Source organism: Neobacillus sp. PS3-40 (genome assembly GCF_030915485.1).
Lineage (GTDB): Bacteria > Bacillota > Bacilli > Bacillales > Cytobacillaceae > JAUZPL01.
Genome location: NZ_CP133266.1, coordinates 3,170,449 through 3,189,874, shown reverse-complemented (window position 1 = coordinate 3,189,874; position 19,426 = coordinate 3,170,449). Strand labels below are relative to the sequence as shown.

The window sequence follows — 19,426 nt, the reverse complement described above, 5'->3', positions numbered from 1 at the left end:
AATATTGTAACAATGTATAATATAGTATTTTTTGTGAATTTTTCAATATTAATCCGTCTTAGAATATATATTTTTAGTTTACTATAGACATTTATTCATAGTATAGCCGGTTTTCTATTTTAAAAAACCGGCTATACTTTCACAGACTCTTAAATTCAAATTATTAATATCCTTTTTCTTTTTCTTTTTTTATCCTTTTTTTATACTTATGTTCTCTTTGAAACTGTTTGACTAGTAAGGTAACTCCCCCAAGCATCAAGAAGTACCGTTTTTCGATAACATACTTCATGAAGGCACCCAATCTTCCAAATACATGCTTTCCGTAAACAACACCGGTGGCTTTTTTTCTCCCCATAGACATTACTGTTCCTCTATGAATATATTTAAACGGTCTTGCCATTTGTCCGTAGACCTTACAGGCGATATTATATCCGCAATATTGTCCTTGTTGGAGTGCAATCTGTGCTGAAGGCTGATATGGCTCTTCTTTCGGAGAATAACTGACAGAGGCATCACCCAATACATAGATATCTTTATATCCAGGAACCTCTAAGAATTCATTCACTTTGACTCTACCATCAAGTAACTCAAATCCCAAATCCTTAAGTAATGGATTCCCTTTTACTCCTCCAGCCCATATCATTGTATTTGCCTTGATACTGGATCCATCGTTAAAAGTAACCTCACCATTTTGGCATGAAGCAATAGCTAACCCCAATTTAAAGGTACAATCAATTTGTGTCATCGATTTCAATACATCATCCCTCATCCGCGGATCATAGTCCTTAAGGAGTGTATTATCGGCCTCCACACATATGACCTTTACTTTTGATTTTTCAACTCCATATTTTTCTCTTAATTCTGGAATGCGCACAATTAATTCATATAGAAATTCAATTCCCGTAAACCCTGCTCCACCAATTACAAAGGTCAATCTACTCTTATCCTGATCAAGTAGATACTTTTTAAATTGATTTTCAATATGGGTGCACAGCTTTTCTGTTCCTTTATGGTCAAATAGAAAAAATGCATTTTCATCTAAGCCAGGGATGTTAAATGTCTTAGGTACTCCCCCTATGCATACAACTAAATAATCATAATTTAACGTTCCCTTATTTAATGAAACCCTCTTTTTTGCTAAATCAATTCCAATCACTTCATCTCGAATCACATTTATTCGTCCAGTATTAATTAATTCAGAGTATGGAAATAGAATCATCCTGGAATCTAATGTTCCAGCACCTGATTCATGAATCTTTGTAGTTAAATAATGATAATCATTTTTATTGACTAATGTAATTTCCACCCTTTTTTCATGTACCTTTTTTAGTAATGAAGCAGCTGTTAGTAAGCCCGCATAGCCTCCACCCAAAATGACGATTTTAAGTTTCTCACTCATGTTATTTCGCCCCTTTAATTGCGGTTTTCCCTATATGTGAATATTTTCACATATCTTACTAACATTTTATGCAATCCCCAATTCGAATGTGGTTACATTTTTTTAGAAATTTTTATGAATAATAATAAGTAATATGGTTTACTAAATAATCGCACATCTTTGGTATTAAAACATTTATGTATTTCCGGAGGAAACTCCATTATGCTCCTACTACCTCCTCCTTTGTGCATTTGGTATAATAGGCAGAAGACGGAGTAGTTTATCTTTTAAATAGGAAATCCTCCGAATAATATAAATGAATCAAGGAGCGGTAGAAGTGGAAAAAACATTGATTTTTGGACATAAAAATCCAGACACAGATACAATTTGTTCAGCTATTGCTTATGCTGACTTAAAAACAAAATTAGGGTTGAATGTTGAACCAATTCGTTTAGGCGAAATTAATGGTGAAACACAATATGCATTAACTGCATTCAATCAAGTGGCACCTCGTCTTGTCGAAAAGGTTGCACCCGAGGCTAAGAATGTCATTTTGGTTGACCATAATGAGTTTCAGCAAAGTGCAGAGGATATTAGAGATGTAACAATCTTAGAAGTGATTGACCACCACCGTATTGCTAATTTTGAAACAAGTGGTCCTTTATACTATCGTGCTGAGCCTGTTGGCTGCACTGCAACCATTTTAAATAAAATCTATAAAGAAAAAGGGATTGAAATTGAAAAAAATATTGCTGGATTAATGCTTTCAGCCATCATTTCTGATTCACTTTTATTTAAATCACCAACATGCACTCAAGAAGATGTGGATGCAGCCCTTGAATTAGCAAAAATCGCAGGTGTTGATGCACAAATTTATGGTTTAGACATGCTAAAAGCAGGTGCTGACATAAGCAGCAAAACCGTTGAACAATTGATCTCATTGGATGCTAAAGAATTCCAAATGGGCTCAAGTAAAGTAGTCATTGCTCAAGTAAATTCTGTTGACACAAATGATGTCTTAAGCCGTCAGCCCGAGTTAGAAGCTGTCATTGCTCAAACAATTGAGCAAAGGAACTTAGATTTATTCTTACTTGTCATCACAGATATATTAAATAGTGATTCCGTTGCACTAGCTCTAGGAAATGCCCAAAATGCAGTGGAAAAAGCATATAATGTTGCTTTAGATAATAACACTGCTTTATTAAAAGGTGTTGTTTCTCGTAAAAAACAGGTTGTTCCCGTTTTAACAGAGGTTTTTAAATAAAAGTAAAAAGAAGGATGCCGAAGAAATCTTTGGCATCTCAGATTGCCGAGAAAGAGGTATTTTTCTCGGCAATTTTTATTTTGTTAGAATCAACATTCCAAATTTATTGATATCCCCGCAAATTGGCCTGTTGGTTTCCGCTCCGGGCACTCGCTTTCCGCGGGGAGCGCCTGGAACGGAAATCAACAGACCTATTTAAAAGCCTAACGCGGTGAATCGGTAAATTAAATTAGTAAAGTTATAGACTATCCAATGTTTTTCGACAGCCTGAGATGCCAAAGAAATTTTGGCATCTTTTTAGCTAATGAGGGAGTTTAACTTAGTTAATGCAGTAAAGGATGTTCCGAACGTTTATTAATAATCAACACTTTAATCGAATAAGGGCAACTAGGCAATCGCCGGCGCTAAGGCTTGGCGATTGCCTAGTTTTCTTTATATCTTTACAATGGTAAATCACGTTTTTTAAATATCAAAATGGCTATAACAAATGCTACAATACCTATTAAAAATAGGATGATACAGTCTAGAGTAATATTTGCTTTTCCGTTTACAATATCGCCTGGCTTATACAAAGTGAAAATGGTGAAATTCTTTAACCACTCAACTTTTTCGCTTATTTTCCCAACAATGTCTAAACTATATAACCCGAATATAATCATTCCTGAAGTTCCCAGAGCTTTCTTTTCATCATTTGATAATGAAGAGACTAGAAATGAAATTCCACCCAATGCAACGAACAGAGCGAAAGCTGCTAAATTCAACTGTATGAATCTATCTATATGAAAAGAGCTAGCATTATCTATAAAAATATGAACTCCAACGATGCCACAAATTGTTGTAATAGCCGAAATTAGTAACAATCCTGTTACGAATACACTCGCTTGTGTGAAGGCAACCTTTCCTCTTGTCGTTGGAGTAGATAATAAATATCCCATCGATCCTTGGTCCACTAATTTCGCCATTAATTGGATAGGGACCATGACACAAAAGATAGAAACAATTAAAGTGAATAACAACCCATAAAATTCACCCGATATAAAAGACTCGAAGCTTCCAAAACCGTTTTGCAAATTAAAAGCCTTTGTCACTCCAGCAGGCATTACTTTTAACATATCGTTTAACGGCTTAGCAGTTTCTTCCATACTTGGATAGAGCCAAACCATAAGGATCATATAAAAGGCAGCTCCAATTGCGTAATTCATAACTCCCTTTACATTTACTTTCATCATTTGTTTATAGAGTGAGAAGTTCATTTCGAAGCCCCCGATCTATCATAATAATTCATAAATATGTCCTCTAAATTTTGAGTAAATATAGCAATATTCCGAACAGAATATTTTGCTGTTTCTTCAATGAAAGAATCATAGTTTCCTTGAATGGCCACTCTTACACGATTTCCTTCATGGGATTCAATTTGCAGCCTGGAATTTAGGAAAGTTTTAGCATCTTCATGGTTATTAAATGTAACCTCAAAAAGTTTCCGTTGCATGGATTGTAATTCGTGAATATCTTTCACCGCAATAACAACACCATCTTTAATGATAGCAGCACGATCACAGGTCCGTTCAATCTCTGGGAAGCTATGTGAGGACATTAAAAAGGTTTTTCCTTTTGCCTTTTCTTCCAGCACAATTTCAATAAATACTTTTTGCATCAACGGATCCAATCCAGACGTCGGTTCATCCAGAATAATTACCTCAGGATCATGCATGAACGCCGCCACAATCCCAACCTTTTGTTTCATCCCTTTTGACATTTTCCGAATCGGAGTATTCACATCAAATTGAAGACGCTCGATTAACTGATGGCGTTTTGAGTGATCCTTAACTCCATTCATACTGGCCATAAAATCAAGAAAGCTCTTACCTGTCATTCCTTCAATAAAAGCAATTTCACCTGGGAGGTATCCAATATATTTCTGAACCTCACCTTGTTTCTTCCATGTATCTAAGCCATTCACTTTTACATAGCCTTTTTCAGGCTTCATAAATCCCATAATATGACGAATAGTTGTCGATTTACCTGCACCATTTGGTCCTAAAAAGCCAAATACTTCTCCTTTTTCAACAGAAAATGATACATCGAATATTCCTTTGCCATTAGAAAATTTTTTCGTCAAGTTTTGAACTTCTAGCATTTTAACACCCCCGAAAAATTATGAAATATTTTTTATAAACGATTTCATAAGTTATATTACTTTTGGATATAACTAAAGTCAATACAATTATGAAATATTTTTATGTTATAATTTCATTAATATCAATTTGTATATAGGATGATGAAAATGAACGGTTTTGAGAGAAGAGCCTTACAAATTAAAGAAAAGATTATAGAAACTACTTTAGAAATGCTAAAAACATGGGATTCAAATAAGATTCGAATTGCTGACATAGCAAAACAAGCCAATGTCTCTCAGGTAACCATCTATAATTATTTTGGAAGTAAGGAAGCTTTATTACGTGAAGTCGTAAAAAATTATATGACCCACTCTTTTAAAGAATTTATGGAGAATATGAACGGAGAATATACATTTAAGGAAAAAATAGAACGGATTATTTTACAAGAAAAAGAATATTCAATTAACTCTTTAACCCCCTTTTTGTTCAATCAATTACTAACTGAAGATCAAGAAATCGCTCAATTTGTTGAAAAAGAGTACAGTGAAAAAGTTCTTCCAGCCTTTTTTCAATTAATAGAGGAAGGTAGGGAAAGCGGGGAAATTTCAAGTAAGATCTCTACACAAGGTCTTATGATGTACATTAATTTTAGTATGAAATATTCCAATGAATTCCTTGATTCTATTAGGCAAAATGGCAATATGGATTTAATTAATGAAATGGTCCATATCTTCTTTTATGGAATTTGTGGTAAACCGTAAGCATTTTTTCTAATTCATTTATTTTTAATTTTTTTTGCAGAAAAGGGATTGTACATATAACTCCTGCAAACGCTACTAGTATTACAGGATTGTTAGGAGGGATTATGTGCGGAAGATTTTAGTGTTTTTACTAGTTCTATTTACTATTTCCATGAATCAAAATGTGCATCCAATACACGCTAGTGCTCAAAAACCGCAGCAACCAATTCGAGGGATTTATGTTTCAGCACCTTCTACAAAAGGGTTAAAATTTACTAAATTGCTCTCCTTGGTTAAAAATACGGAGTTAAATGCGATGGTCATTGATATCAAAGATGATCATGGTAATCTTACTTTTATTCCACCAAAAGGTTCACCTTATTATTCTGTTAGTCGTCCATATATCCAAAATCCAAAGGCTCTTATACAGACATTAGAATCGACAAATATCTACCCCATCGCAAGAATCGTTGTTTTTAAAGATAGTGTATTGTCAGCTTCAAAGCCGAATTGGTCATTCAGGACCGCGCGTGGAATATGGCGCAACGGACATGGTGATGCTTTCACAAATCCTTTTCTAAAGGAGGTCTGGGACTATAACATCGGAATGGCCATTCTAGCTGCCAACATGGGCTTTAAAGAAATACAGTTTGATTATGTAAGATTTCCTGAAAAATTCGAGGCAATTCAAGGACAACTCACCTACGAAAGGAGATTTCAATCTACGACAAATAGGCCCACTCGAGTAACTGCAATAACAGAATTCGTTAAGTACGCCAGGGAAAAATTAAGACCTTATAACGTGAAGATATCGGTAGATGTATTTGGCAATGCCACCGTTATTCCTGAAGCACCAGGAATCGGACAAAATTTTTCAAGTATTGCCCAAAATGTAGATATTATATCTGCTATGATTTACCCAAGTCACTGGACCAGCATGTTTGGCATCCGAAAACCAGATTTAGAACCCTTTCGCCTTGTCCAAGAGTATGCCAAAGTTGAAAATAAACGATTAAACAAATTAAGTAATCCTCCAATTTCACGCCCATGGCTCCAGGATTTTACTGCAGCATGGCTTGGAAGAGGAAACTATAAAGTATACGGTAAACAAGAGATTGAAGAACAAATTCGTGCCTTACATTCACAAGGTATTGATGAATTTTTACTTTGGAGTGGTATTAATCGATATACTCCGAATGTTGATTATACTCCATATTGAAACTTGCAGTTGATTTATCACCCATCCATAAAATCCCACTACCTTTACTAAAAAATTAGGTAGTGGGATTTCTTATTGCGCACGTCCATTGAAGACCAGCTCAATCCATACATATAATGCTAATAGAGTGAAAATAACAGTTGGAGGAATCACAATTACTGTTGTTTTGAAGTAAGTGAACCAACTAATTTTAATTTTTTCTCTTTTTAAAATATGCATCCAAATTAATGTGGCTAATGTTCCAATTGGCAATAACAGAGATCCCATATCGCTCCCTACAATATTGGCAAGATATACTGTTTTTACTGTGATAGGATCTAATCCCATACTTGTTAAAGCCAAAGTACCAATCATTAACGCAGGGTGGTTGTTAAACATATTTGATAAAAGTGTTAAAAGCCCCCCCATAAAAAGACTTGCCTTTAATAGGCTCCCAGATATCATCGGCTCAAAATATTTCACAAGTAACTCTGTTAATCCAATATTATTTAATCCATAGATTAGGATATACATTGTAAATGCGAATGCGAATATATGCCACGGTGTTTTACTGAACATATCTACTGGGCTAATTCTTAGGTAATACCATCTCCAAATTAACAAAAGGATTGAGCCTGTAACCGCTACTATTTCAATTGGGATACCAATATATGAAGCTATGAATAAGCTTATCCTCATAAAGAAAACAAATATCAAAATCCATTTCATAACATTTTTTCGCTTTTTATTTTCTGAAGACAAAGGTTCAATTTGTAGTGGGTGTGGTGGTTTTTCTTTAAAGTCAAATGAGAAAGTGATATTAGGAAGTTTTTTAGGAATGTCCCTATGAAATACTACAAACAACATTACAGATAGAAAGAGTAATCCTAGTGTGGCTGGGACAAACAACATGGTCGTTTGCAAATAAAGATCCATGTTAATAATTTTTAAAGCAATTAAGTTCACAATATTACTAACTCCGATTGGTGCACTTGAAGCTGTAGCAATTAATGCACCGCTAATCAAATAGGGGATTTTTTGATGGTTTTTTAATTGAAAATTTTTAAGAAGAAGGATAAGAATTGGCGTGGTTATTAGAATACTGCCATCGTTATTAAAAAATATTGTCATTAAAAAACAAAGTAGATTTGTCAGCCAATAAAGCCGAACCCCTGATTGTCTTGAATAGTTAGCTAGAACAGCTGTAACCCAGTAGAAAAAGCCAAAACTTTCAAGGACAATCGCCATAACTAATGTTGAAATAATCGTTACCGCCGCACCACTTACTTTTGAACTTATATCAAGTAAATTAATCAGAGTAATATTCCCACTCAGCATGACCACGATAGCTCCAATTGTTGACGGAATAGCCTCATTTATTCCTTTTGGTCTCCAAAAGATAAAGAGCATTGTAAAGATAAAAGCCAAAATGGTCGTTAAAGTAACAGCGTTCATAATCTATACAATCTCCTTTTGGAAATTATCTAGTGCATTTAACCTCCAGGAAATTTTTCCTCCTTTATTTGTCTCTATAATGGATTTGTACTATATATATATGTGCCTTTACAATACATGTTTGAGCAGTTGTACCAATATAAAAAAAACAAACGTTTGTCCAGTATGGATAAACGTTTAGTAAATAACTTTGCTAAACAACGCTGTTATTTTTGGATCAGTTGTTTAAAAACAATGTAATTTAACAAAAGTTGTCAAATAATCCCGATTTAATAGTAACTGTAGTAAATGAAATTATAATTGGGCTAGTGGCAGAGCTGTATTAGCTGTCGAGTTAATGACCATAATATACCTAGATTATATTGTAAGGGATGATTGCATGATTTATATCTATAATGATTATGGCGGAACACATACTACCTCATTGGCAGCAGCCTATCATTTAAAACAATTACCACAATCTGAACGGAAATTAACAAAAGAAGAAATTTTAAATGTAAAATTTTTTAATAAATTAACACATGCTGATTTTGGAAAACTTATTTTTCATGGAAAAGATGAATTTGGAGACACTGTTTATACAATTGGACGAAAAAGGAATAAACTTGTTGTACCAGCATTAAGAGAATTAAGCCTATTACTTCAAGAAAAACATCAATTCGAAGAAAAAATAATCTTTTCAAATACATCACCAACAGTACCTCTCGCCATGTCCATCGGAGGATTTTTCTCACGAGGATTAAAGATTGACTCTATTGGTGTTCCATTTTTAGTGAGTGGCGCCAAGCAATGCTGTGATAACGTTTATCGCTTAGTTCAAAATACAAAACAAATGGGAAAAACCTCGTTCAATGAAAATGTGCTCATACTAGAAAATGAAATTTACAAGTAATAGTTACTTTTTCTAATACAATTAGATATACTACTTATTTGGACATGTCCTTAGGTCGAAAATATAAAACAGTTGCTTTCGCACTTAACAACTGGCAAACTTATAAAGATCAAGACTTCATAAAACGAATAAGCAGGTGACTACCATGATTGAAATAAAAACTTCTAAACTTAGCGACGGAGAATTCAATAGAGGGGTATTTGCAAAATGTGATATTGCAAAGGGAGAGCTTATCCATGAAGCACCCGTTATTGCTTATCCAAATGAGGAGCATGCTTTCATAGAGAAAACACTTCTTGCAGATTACGCCTTTGAGTATGGTATTAACCATACTGCCATTCTTTTAGGATATGGGATGTTATTTAATCATTCCTATACACCTAATGCCCATTACGATATTAACTTTAAAAACCATACCTTTGATTTCTTTGCTTACACAGATATAAAAGCAGGAGAAGAGATCCTAATTAACTATAATGGTGAAGTTGATAATGAAGATCCATTGTGGTTTAATATGGAAGAAGAAACTGAAAATGATTAAAAATTAGTGGGCTTATTACCTTGATTTAACGGGTAATATAGACGATAAATCAAATTTTGGCACATTTGTGTGAAACAAAGGTTTCACACAAATGTGCCAAAGATGTTTATAGGCGTTTATTTAACAATCATAACTGGGCAGTTAGCATGTTTTGCAACCTTATGACTTACACTCCCTAAAACAAATTCCTGAAGTGCATTTAACCCCCTGCTCCCAATAACCACAGCATCAAAATGATTTTTATTTGCATAATCCACGATTACTGGTCCAGGTTCTCCATGCAAAAATTCAACCTCATAAGATATCCCAGATTTTTTTATTAAACTTTCTACTTCTTTAATTCGCTCTCTTCGAATATCCGCAATTCCAAACGAATTCCAGTTACTTAGAACATCAGATTTAGATTTTTCTGGATCGACAACATATAGTATCACTATTTTAGAATTAGAACTACATTTAACTATTAGGATTGCATTTTCAGCCGCTCTTTTTGAGTGTTCAGAACCATCCGATGCTAATAATATTTTTTTATACATCTCCTAATTCTCCCTTATAAGTGAGTAGCTAGTTAATTACTGATTCTGCACTATTCTTATTTAATCCTATTACCAATATAATAAAATCTCAACAAACAATTCTTTGAACATTAAGATTTTGCATTCCTTATATATTTTTTTAAAAAATCAAACTTCCAACAAGAGCTCCTATAAAATATACTTAATCCATTAGGACAAATTTATTTGACTAACCTAATACAAACTAGGAGGATCTGACAGATGAAGATATATGAAAATAAAGATTTACAACTATTGAAAGATCAATTTCCTTTGCTAAATAAACTCATTTCAATGGAAGAAGCATTTTGGATCAATCCTAATTTGGAACCATATCAAATGGGAATAGAAAAGTCTCCGCTTACTCAAGGGGATGTAAAGGATGCAGAGGATAGATTAAAACGATTTGCTCCCTATATAGCGCGAGTTTTCCCAGAAACAAAAGAAACAAAAGGCATAATTGAGTCTCCTTTAGTTGCAATTCCTGCGATGAAAAAATCATTGGAACAGATTTATCAACAACCTATTCCTGGCGAACTTTTATTAAAATGTGATAGTCACCTTCCTATTTCTGGTTCTATTAAGGCTAGAGGAGGGATCTATGAAATCCTCAAACATGCTGAAGAATTAGCAATTCAACATCAATTAATAACAATCCAAGATGATTATTCAATATTAGCTAGTGATCAGTTTAAAAGCTTCTTCTCACACTATTCAATCGCTGTCGGCTCAACAGGAAATTTAGGGCTTAGTATTGGGATTATCAGTGCAAAATTAGGTTTTAACGTGACAGTCCATATGTCTGCCGATGCAAAACAATGGAAAAAAGACTTACTGCGAAGCAAAAATGTGAGAGTAATTGAATATGAAGCTGACTATAGTAAAGCAGTTGAGGAAGGTCGAATCCAAGCCGCTCGAGACCCTAAATGTTATTTTGTAGATGATGAAAACTCACGCAACCTTTTCTTAGGTTATGCAGTAGCAGCATCCCGATTGAAAAAACAATTAGAAGAATTGGATATAAGAATAGATGAAGATCATCCTTTATTTGTATACCTTCCATGTGGGGTTGGTGGCGGTCCTGGGGGAGTAGCCTTTGGTTTGAAGTTGCTCTTTAAAGACAGTGTTCACTGTTTCTTTGCAGAACCTACCCACTCTCCGTGTATGTTACTCGGTTTAATGACTGGACTTCATGATAAAATTTCAGTTCAGGATATTGGTATTGATAATCTAACGGATGCGGATGGACTTGCTGTAGGAAGGCCATCCGGCTTCGTGGGTAAAACAATGGGGCCGTTTTTAAGTGGGAATTATACCGTTACCGACGAACAACTATATCTGTTACTAAAGGAATTAGTAGATACAGAGGCAATTCATTTAGAACCTTCTGCACTTGCAGGCATGATTGGACCAACTAAATTATGTAAAGAGGGAAAAAATTATTTACTGAAGAATCATTTAATCGAAAAAATAAACAATGGTACACATATTATCTGGGGGACTGGTGGGAGCATGGTTCCTAAAGAAATGATGGACGAATATTATCGAAAAGGATTGAATCTTTCCTTAGAGTAAAATCTTTACCTTTAACTATCACAAACGACCAGCTCCTAAGGGACTGGTCGTTTATTTAAGATTTTATTTAAACCCTATGCATCATAGGTAATGAGAACAAGTAAATATTTGCAACTGCAAGCAAGATCATAAGCACATAATATGGCATTAATGCTTTCATAGTACCTTTATTGCCAATTCGATAGGCAGTATAAATGGAACCAACCATACCGAATACAATAATGATATACTGAACCATCTGAACACTTGAGGCATCAGCGAAAGCTAAATCCCCCCTTGTTACATTGATACCGAATAACGCAGCCGAGTTGTACCAAATAGCTTTTCCTTCTGTAATGATATGGAAAAGGTTATGGGCAAGATGTCCTGCTAAATCTAAAGGAATAATAGCATAGCCAAATCGAATAAAGTTTTTCTTTACCTTTTCAACTGAACCACCTGTTAATGTTGCAAGTTTTGCAGTTCCGAGCAATAGTCCAATTGGAATGATCATGGCAATTATAAAAGCAACCGTAAAGTTTATATTGTAGCTGTCTGTACCAGTTACAGAACCAATCGCTTTTAAGATATCTTGCCATATGGCAACCATTGTAATATTTTGAACAAATACAATTCCCATAATGACAGCGGCTAAAAAGGTGTGTTCCATTTTGGGATTTTTAGTTCCCCATAATTCAGATGTAGGCACCCGTGGTGAAATACGGATCGAATTGTTTGGACAGGATTTCACGCAATTTCCGCAAAGGTTACAATCTGCAGTTGAATCCATAGTTCTTACGTATTGAAACATCGGGCAGCCTTCCGCTTTATCACTGCCTTTAAAACAAGATTGCGTTTTACATGATTTACAAATTTCTGGTGTTCCACGAAGTTCGAGTGCACCCGAACGAGAATAGTTTCCTGATAATCCTCCAAGAAAACATAAAGTCTTACAAAAAGTTCGTCTCTCGTAAAATACTGAGGTCGCTACCACAAGTGTCACGAGTAAAAGTAACAAGTAGCCTGAGCCCCGCGGGGATTCAACAATACCCCAAATATGATCACTATACGTAATGGCGATAAAGAAAAGGTCTATTAACCAAAGGCCGTATTTTCGTAAAAACTTCGGTGTTGGTCTCTCACTACCAATAGTTTTTCGAATAATATCGCTTAGCTTCCCAAATGGACAGATTGCACACCAGAATCGTCCAATGGCAAGGAATAGTAAAGGAACAAGCGGCCACCATAATACCCACGTAAGCGAAGTCCCGACGTTGCGGGTTGGATCTACCGTGCCAGCTACCAATTCATATACAATGACAGAAAAAACGACGAAGGCTACCCATTGAAAAATTCCTGGATACCACCTGCTTTGAATGAATTTTTTGAAGGCTGAATTATCTAGAAGATTAATAGGCTTCTTCTTTTCAATTCTATTTTTCTCCTCTGTCATTTTATTACTTGGAATTGACATTAGAATCACCCTTTCTTCTAAACCACTTATTCCAAACACCAATCAAAATAAAGGAAAGGTTTACCGCACCATACGTTCCTAATACCTTTATGTTAGCAGGACTTTCCTTTACGGGCTCATGACTGTGACCATCATCCCCCATATCCATACCTTCCATATCATCACCCTGGTTTGAACCACTCATGTCCATGCCTTTGTCCTTACCACTCATGTCCATGTCACTCATGTTATTCCCTGATTGTTTGCTTTCCTTTAAACTCGAAGTGGATGGTGCATGCTTCATTTGATCCCCTTCATGCGCCATAGCTATTCTTCCACCAGATAATACAAGGATAAGAGCTATTACTAACAAAAATCTCCCCTTCAAGACATTCACCTCATTCTCAAAATGATTAAAGTAATTAAGTAATTAACCTATATATAGATTAATAAAAAAGTGTGCAGAAACTTTGAGTTTTTATTGTACAAAATTTGTCTTTTTCATATTTTCAAAGAATCTCCATATTTTTCTTCTATTATGTCGATATAAAGTGAACCTTCCCTATCAACGCTCTTTACAAACCGGACTATTGATTCACATATAAGAAATATTCGAGATAAATGACGAAATGGTGGATTTCCAGTAGAACAACGCTTTGTTACTGTTTGGGGAATTGGTTCCAAATAGGTTATAGATGAAGGACAAAAAAGCAATTGCAAGTGAACGCGATTACACTTATTTTATTATTGGTATTTAATTTAAAGGAGCCCCTTCTTTATTCGAAAGGGCTCCTTTTGTTATTATTTCATTTTACCATCCGTAATAATTTGATCCCACTTTTGCCCACCATCTTTAGTTTCATATAGTGATGTGCTAAATGAAGAAACTGCAATTTGCTTTTCATCCTTCTGATTCACAGAAATAGAAGAAGCAGCATCTTTTCCTAAATCCAGACCAATACTAGTCCATGATTGACCTGCATCTTGGGTGATCATGACTCCTGAAACCATATCACTCATCGAATAACCAATAATATCCTTTCCATTTGGCATGACCGTCATTGCCGTAATTAGTCGGGTATTATCAAACATCTCCCAATTTGCACCTGCATCCTTGGAAATCATAACTCCCATTTCAGTCCCAGCTAAAAGGGTATTTTTGTTTTCAGGAAGAACCAGTAAAGAATATACCTTCATGAGATCGCCTGGCAATCCCTTTGGTTCGACTTTACTCCATTTCTTCCCTCCATCTGTACTTTTGTAAATTCCTGCTCCATACTGTCCCGTCCCCATTTGATTAAGTCCATAAATGATAGTAGGGTCGTGATGATAGGAGGTGAGGACATGGAAATCAATTTTCCCAACATATTCAACCTTTTTCCAGCTCATTCCTTTGTCTTTACTTATTAATACTCCAATTGGGTTCGGATATTCTGAATTCTTTCCTGGATGTCCGCTTGTCATCATTGTGCCATCAGATCTCAAATTAAATCCCATTAAATCATCACTAGACGAACTTACCTTATTCCATGAGTTTCCTACATCCTTGGTGGAGAATAGACCTTCATGAGTGGCAACATATGTAGTACCATCACTTGCAACTCCTACCCCATGAATATCTTCAATCTTTTTCCCACTCTTTACAGGGGTAAGTTTCCCTTCATTAGAGGAACTACTACATGCACCAAGCAATAAACTTAATGACAGGGCTGATATTACTGCAAACTTTTTCATCTCTTTCACCTCGAGTTTAAGTCTTCACATTTTAATAACTTCTTAATATGAATAACTGTAACATTAAAGTATCAAGAAATTGTGCATTTTTTAGGATGTCAATAAAACGTCATAAAGATTTAAACACAAGATCTATTCCTCAAAAAAATAAAAAATGCATAATAAATGCATATTTATCATTTAAACTATTTACCAATGGTCTTTATGGTAAATTTCATCGGAAATTGACGACCTTGAATAAATGAGGAGGATACTATAAATGAAAAAATATTTAGTTTTAGTAGTCACTACACTTTTGTTACTATCATCTTTTCTTGCTGGTTGTAGCAACGCAAAAGACGAAAGAAAAGACAAAGCAATAAACGATAAAAGTGAAAATGCTTCCAATAATAGCGGGGATCAGTTTTTGTTTACAGCAAATGAGGGAGGTAGCATTTCAAAAATAAGCGTCAAGAATTTGAAGGTAATGGCTACATTCAAAATGGATGGATTAGTCCACAATATCCAGGTTTCTCCTGATGGCAAAGTTGTTGGGGCAACCATAGTTCCAAATATGGCGATGCATGGAGACGACCATTCAACAATGGATATGAAAGGAAAAGCCATTTTCTTTAATCCTAAAACCAATAAGTTGATAAAAGAAGTAGAGGTAGGTAATCACCCTGCCCATATCGTTTTTACAGCTGATGGAAAATACGTTCTTGTTACAAATAATGAGGATGATGCCGTTTCAGTAATTGACCGTAGTAACTATTCGATTATCAAATCCATTCCAACCGGTAAAGGCCCGCATGGATTTAGAATTTCTACGGACAGCCAATTTGCCTATGTATCGAATATGGGCGAAAATAGTGTTAGCGTACTCAATCTCAAGACATTAAAAGAAGAAAAAAAGATACAAGCTGGCAAAACTCCAGTAACAACAGGGTTAACTTCTGATGGTAAAACATTAGTTGTAACTTTGAATAAAGAAAATGCTCTCGCCATCATTGATTTATCGACAGGTAAAATGAATAAGGTGAAAGTCGGTATTGGTCCAGCGCAGGTTTATATCCAAGCGGATAATCATTTTGCATATGTTGCCAACCAAGGGACCGAAAAAAGCCCCTCTCATTCTTTAACAAAAGTTGATTTGAAGTCTAAACAAGTGGCTGCGACCATTGAAACAGGATTGGGATCCCATGGGGTGGTAACAAGCCCAGATAATAAGTTTACGTATGTAACCAATATGTTTGATAATACAGTTAGTGTAATTGACAATTCCGTTAACAAAGTCGTTAAAACGATTAAAGTAGGAAAAACTCCTAACGGAATCAGTATCATGCCCAAGTAACAAACTTAACAATAATATAATGAAAGAAAAAAGAGAGTGTCCTAGAAAATTTCTTCTGGACACTCTCTTTTCATTTCATAACTTATTTTCGCTAGTACTATTTTTTTCCGTTTGCCCTTTTAAAACATCACCACAACTTGGTGAACCATCTTTTCCATGCATTTTCTCATAAAGAGCTTTTATTTGCTCGTTACTTAAATTAGGATGTATTTTTTTCATTAAGGGCAGCATTTGATCAAAGCTGAAATTTTTACTTTGCATGAGCTTTTGCATTTCTTTCATGTCAGTTGACTTCATCATTTCTTCCATATCGGTTGATTTCATCATTTCTTTCATATCGCTTGATTTCATCATTTCCTGCATATGATGTGAATTCATCATTTCTTTCATATTAGTTGATTTCATCATATGAATTGGATTTACAGTATTATCCTTTGCATATGCAACGTAAACCCCTGTTCCCCCAGCAACGATTAAACCTACAGCTAATATTCCTGCTACCAAATTCTTCTTCACTTTTCAACACTCCTTATTTTTTAAGTCTTATAATCACTTTTTTGACCATTTGAGATTCTTCAATCGTAATTTCTCCACTTGCGAGTCACTACTGAATCATTTTTTAATTTTTCGTACCCTTCAGGTATGAGCCCGCATCCATTTGGAACAAATCCGAACGACCTACCCATCATCATATTTCCTTCCTCCTTAAAGTCCGATATCTTCCTTCCCTCACTTAAACTATAAGGGTGAAGTATGAAGAAAATATGTAGAATCGAATAATTCACTCTTTATTCATTTTTTTATTTTCTTTGATCACCCAAATTAGCATAATAATACCAGAAAACAATATGAACAGCCAAAATGTTTGATTAAACCATAAAAGCAAATGATGAACCATCATTTGCCTTCCCATCATCATTCCCATCATAGTTGGAGGAAACCACATCATTTTCAATACAAATACAAGAAAGGAAATACCATGGAAAATTAAAAAAGCTAATAAGATTCCAATCAATAACCGTTTCATTTTCTCACCCTATCCCACTTTATATCCAATTCCCCATACCGTTTTTACGAACGATTTTTCAATTCCAGACATAAATAATTTTTCCCTGAGATTCTTTATATGAGAATCAATGGTTCGATCATCTCCCATAAAATCAATCCCCCAGATCAATTCAACCAATTGTTCTCTCGATAAGACCATTCCACTATGTTGAATTAATGTTTTAAGAAGATCAAATTCTGTCTGAGTTAATATAACTTGGATATCTTGATACATCACCGTTCGTGCTGAAAGATTAATAATAATTCCTCTATATTTAAGCACATCATCATTCATACTAATTTTTTGCGTTCTTCTCAGCAATGCCTTCACCCGGACCATTAACTCAGCCTCATCAAATGGTTTTACAAGGTAATCATCGGCTCCCGCTGATAAACCAGCGACCTTGTCTTGCACTGCCCCTTTTGCTGTCAACAATATAATCGGGATATCTGATACCTTTCTGACTTGATCAATTGTTTCCCACCCGTCCATTAGTGGCATCATGACGTCTAAGATCATCAAATCATAATCGTTACTTATAATTCTTTCATATGCTTCTTTTCCATTTGAAGATTCTTGGACAAGATAATTTTCCTGTTGAAGATAGATGCGTAGCAGCTGTCTCATTTCTATTTCATCATCAACGATTAGAATTCGTTTCATTATTCCACCTCCAGTCAAAGGCATCCTATTGAATCATTTTTTTGGTAAATAAATCATAAATGTTGATCCATGATTTTCAATACTTTTAGCCATAATTTCACCATTATGAGAATTGACTATTTGCTTGGCAATATATAGACCTAATCCAGATCCTCCTGTTTTTCTGGCTCTTGACTTATCGATTCGATAAAAACGATCCCAAATCTTTGGAATCTCTTGCTTAGGAATTCCAATGCCTGAATCATTAATCTCTATCATCACATACTCATTTTGTAAATAAGAGTGAACTTTTACTTCTCCATAATCAGTATATTTAATAGCATTTTCAATAATGTTGTAGATGACCTGTTCGATTCTTTTATAATCAATATCTATCTCTGGGATTTGAGGCGATAACTTTATATCAAGTTTAATTCCTTTTTTTTCAGCTACAGGTCTAAGAGTCATGGCAACTCTTTCAATAATGCTATTTACATTAGCCATATCTTTATTTAATTGAAATTCCCCAACTTGAAGTTTACTCATTTCAAATAAATCAGCTACAAGAAATGCAACCCGTGTAGCCTCTTTATTAATAATACTTAAATATTCTGTTTGTTCTTCGTGATTTTTTACGATTCCTTTATTTAAAATATCGCTGTATCCTTTAATATAAGTTAATGGTGTACGTAGTTCATGTGAAACAGCTGTCAAAAACTCGTTTCTTGAGTCCTCATAAAATTGCAATTGCTCTCCTAAGCGTTCGATAGCATTTGAAAGTTGGGCTATTTCATCATTTCCTTTTGAGGGAATTTTTTGCCTGTATTTGCCTATGGCTATTTTATTTGTCGCATCTTTCATAATTACGAGAGGTTTTGTTATTTTTCTTGAAAGAAATCCGATTAAACCGAATCCTAGAAATACTGTCCCGATACTTGTAACAATGATGAGCATTTTTAATACAAATACCGTTTCCCGCAGAACATCTGTTGGATAAAACAAATAAATATAACCATTATTCTGACCAACGGTTGAAATTGTGACCATATATTTATCCTTGTTCCAGTCATTATCTAGTATTTCATTTGAATTTTTTTTACTATTTTTAAGAATATGATTCTTCATTTCTTGATTAGGGGAAACGGATGATCCTAGGATCTTTTTGTTTTTATCCGTTATTACCACTTGGGTAGTCCCTCCCCTTTCCATTGACAGGACATGCTCGATCATTTTCCCACTATAATCATCCTCTAAAGCTTTTGCATGATTTATTCCTCGAACTAATAAATCATTGGTTACAAAATCCACGAATAAATTAGTAAAAACCCCATACAAAATAGAGCATAAAATCAATAATAGGGTTAGAAAAACAGCGCTAAACAACAGACCAATCTTAATTGAAATACTATTTAAAACAGTCGTTCCTTGCATCACACAGCCCCTTTAAAATTACCAGTACTCTTTTTATTCGTACTCAATTTCATCAAGAATTCATGAATGGGAATTTTCGTTTTTAACCTAAT

Annotated in this window: 19 protein-coding genes; 7 read left to right on the top strand and 12 right to left on the bottom strand. The window is 34.7% G+C overall.

What is annotated here, in order from left to right:
* Positions 1 to 163: 163 nt before the first annotated feature.
* Positions 164 to 1,399, bottom strand: coding sequence for an NAD(P)/FAD-dependent oxidoreductase (locus RCG20_RS15610; RefSeq protein ID WP_308181030.1), 1,236 nt, complete (start codon positions 1,397 to 1,399; stop codon positions 164 to 166).
* A gap of 316 nt (positions 1,400 to 1,715) precedes the next feature.
* On the opposite strand from RCG20_RS15610, the gene RCG20_RS15605 reads away from it, so the two are divergent.
* Positions 1,716 to 2,642, top strand: a complete 927-nt coding sequence (locus RCG20_RS15605) for a manganese-dependent inorganic pyrophosphatase (protein WP_308181029.1) — start codon at positions 1,716 to 1,718, stop codon at positions 2,640 to 2,642.
* Positions 2,643 to 3,082: 440 nt separating this feature from the next.
* On the opposite strand, the gene RCG20_RS15600 is transcribed toward RCG20_RS15605, so the two are convergent.
* Positions 3,083 to 3,895: an ABC transporter permease subunit gene (locus RCG20_RS15600; protein ID WP_308181028.1), complete on the bottom strand. Its 813-nt coding sequence runs from the start codon at positions 3,893 to 3,895 to the stop codon at positions 3,083 to 3,085.
* On the bottom strand, positions 3,892 to 4,779 hold the full coding sequence (locus RCG20_RS15595) for an ABC transporter ATP-binding protein (RefSeq protein ID WP_308181027.1): 888 nt from the start codon (positions 4,777 to 4,779) through the stop codon (positions 3,892 to 3,894). Before RCG20_RS15595 ends, RCG20_RS15600 begins: the two co-directional genes overlap by 4 nt.
* A gap of 147 nt (positions 4,780 to 4,926) precedes the next feature.
* On the opposite strand from RCG20_RS15595, the gene RCG20_RS15590 reads away from it, so the two are divergent.
* Both RCG20_RS15590 and RCG20_RS15585 read left to right on the top strand, forming a co-directional pair.
* Positions 4,927 to 5,520 carry a TetR/AcrR family transcriptional regulator gene (locus tag RCG20_RS15590; RefSeq protein ID WP_308181026.1) on the top strand — a complete coding sequence of 198 codons (594 nt, stop codon included), beginning with the start codon at positions 4,927 to 4,929 and terminating at the stop codon, positions 5,518 to 5,520.
* A gap of 151 nt (positions 5,521 to 5,671) precedes the next feature.
* Positions 5,672 to 6,718: a putative glycoside hydrolase gene (locus RCG20_RS15585; RefSeq protein ID WP_308184368.1), complete on the top strand. Its 1,047-nt coding sequence runs from the start codon at positions 5,672 to 5,674 to the stop codon at positions 6,716 to 6,718.
* A gap of 72 nt (positions 6,719 to 6,790) precedes the next feature.
* Here the strand turns inward: RCG20_RS15585 and RCG20_RS15580 are convergent, their stop codons facing one another.
* Complete coding sequence (locus tag RCG20_RS15580) at positions 6,791 to 8,152, bottom strand: arsenic transporter (protein WP_308181025.1); 1,362 nt, start codon at positions 8,150 to 8,152, stop codon at positions 6,791 to 6,793.
* 379 nt (positions 8,153 to 8,531) lie between these two features.
* On the opposite strand from RCG20_RS15580, the gene RCG20_RS15575 reads away from it, so the two are divergent.
* Together RCG20_RS15575 and RCG20_RS15570 are read left to right on the top strand one after the other, a co-directional pair.
* On the top strand, positions 8,532 to 9,044 hold the full coding sequence (locus tag RCG20_RS15575; RefSeq protein ID WP_308181024.1) for a DUF3189 family protein: 513 nt from the start codon (positions 8,532 to 8,534) through the stop codon (positions 9,042 to 9,044).
* 145 nt (positions 9,045 to 9,189) lie between these two features.
* The gene (locus RCG20_RS15570; protein ID WP_308181023.1) at positions 9,190 to 9,585 is read left to right on the top strand and encodes an SET domain-containing protein; all 396 of its coding nucleotides are present in this window, start codon (positions 9,190 to 9,192) and stop codon (positions 9,583 to 9,585) included.
* Positions 9,586 to 9,701: 116 nt separating this feature from the next.
* Here the strand turns inward: RCG20_RS15570 and RCG20_RS15565 are convergent, their stop codons facing one another.
* A complete protein-coding gene (locus tag RCG20_RS15565) occupies positions 9,702 to 10,121 on the bottom strand; it encodes a universal stress protein (protein WP_308181022.1) in 420 nt (139 codons plus the stop codon).
* A gap of 240 nt (positions 10,122 to 10,361) precedes the next feature.
* Between RCG20_RS15565 and RCG20_RS15560 the strand changes: the two genes are divergently transcribed.
* Positions 10,362 to 11,714: a D-serine ammonia-lyase gene (locus tag RCG20_RS15560; RefSeq protein ID WP_308181021.1), complete on the top strand. Its 1,353-nt coding sequence runs from the start codon at positions 10,362 to 10,364 to the stop codon at positions 11,712 to 11,714.
* A 67-nt stretch (positions 11,715 to 11,781) separates the two neighbouring features.
* Here the strand turns inward: RCG20_RS15560 and RCG20_RS15555 are convergent, their stop codons facing one another.
* The 3 genes from RCG20_RS15555 to RCG20_RS15545 all read right to left on the bottom strand — a co-directional run bounded on the left by RCG20_RS15555 (position 11,782) and on the right by RCG20_RS15545 (position 14,880).
* The gene (locus RCG20_RS15555) at positions 11,782 to 13,167 is read right to left on the bottom strand and encodes a 4Fe-4S binding protein (protein ID WP_308181020.1); all 1,386 of its coding nucleotides are present in this window, start codon (positions 13,165 to 13,167) and stop codon (positions 11,782 to 11,784) included.
* Positions 13,151 to 13,519, bottom strand: a complete 369-nt coding sequence (locus RCG20_RS15550) for a hypothetical protein (RefSeq protein WP_308181019.1) — start codon at positions 13,517 to 13,519, stop codon at positions 13,151 to 13,153. The genes RCG20_RS15555 and RCG20_RS15550 overlap by 17 nt, the downstream gene beginning before the upstream one ends.
* A gap of 428 nt (positions 13,520 to 13,947) precedes the next feature.
* Positions 13,948 to 14,880: a F510_1955 family glycosylhydrolase gene (locus RCG20_RS15545; protein WP_308181018.1), complete on the bottom strand. Its 933-nt coding sequence runs from the start codon at positions 14,878 to 14,880 to the stop codon at positions 13,948 to 13,950.
* 259 nt (positions 14,881 to 15,139) lie between these two features.
* On the opposite strand from RCG20_RS15545, the gene RCG20_RS15540 reads away from it, so the two are divergent.
* The gene (locus RCG20_RS15540; protein WP_308181017.1) at positions 15,140 to 16,213 is read left to right on the top strand and encodes a YncE family protein; all 1,074 of its coding nucleotides are present in this window, start codon (positions 15,140 to 15,142) and stop codon (positions 16,211 to 16,213) included.
* Positions 16,214 to 16,288: 75 nt separating this feature from the next.
* On the opposite strand, the gene RCG20_RS15535 is transcribed toward RCG20_RS15540, so the two are convergent.
* The 4 genes from RCG20_RS15535 to RCG20_RS15520 form a co-directional block, all read right to left on the bottom strand.
* Positions 16,289 to 16,729, bottom strand: coding sequence for a hypothetical protein (locus RCG20_RS15535; protein WP_308181016.1), 441 nt, complete (start codon positions 16,727 to 16,729; stop codon positions 16,289 to 16,291).
* 265 nt (positions 16,730 to 16,994) lie between these two features.
* On the bottom strand, positions 16,995 to 17,240 hold the full coding sequence (locus tag RCG20_RS15530; protein WP_308181015.1) for a hypothetical protein: 246 nt from the start codon (positions 17,238 to 17,240) through the stop codon (positions 16,995 to 16,997).
* A 9-nt stretch (positions 17,241 to 17,249) separates the two neighbouring features.
* The gene (locus tag RCG20_RS15525; RefSeq protein WP_308181014.1) at positions 17,250 to 17,924 is read right to left on the bottom strand and encodes a response regulator transcription factor; all 675 of its coding nucleotides are present in this window, start codon (positions 17,922 to 17,924) and stop codon (positions 17,250 to 17,252) included.
* Between the two features lie 33 nt (positions 17,925 to 17,957).
* The gene (locus RCG20_RS15520; protein ID WP_308181013.1) at positions 17,958 to 19,334 is read right to left on the bottom strand and encodes a sensor histidine kinase; all 1,377 of its coding nucleotides are present in this window, start codon (positions 19,332 to 19,334) and stop codon (positions 17,958 to 17,960) included.
* Between the last annotated feature and the right edge of the window lie 92 nt (positions 19,335 to 19,426).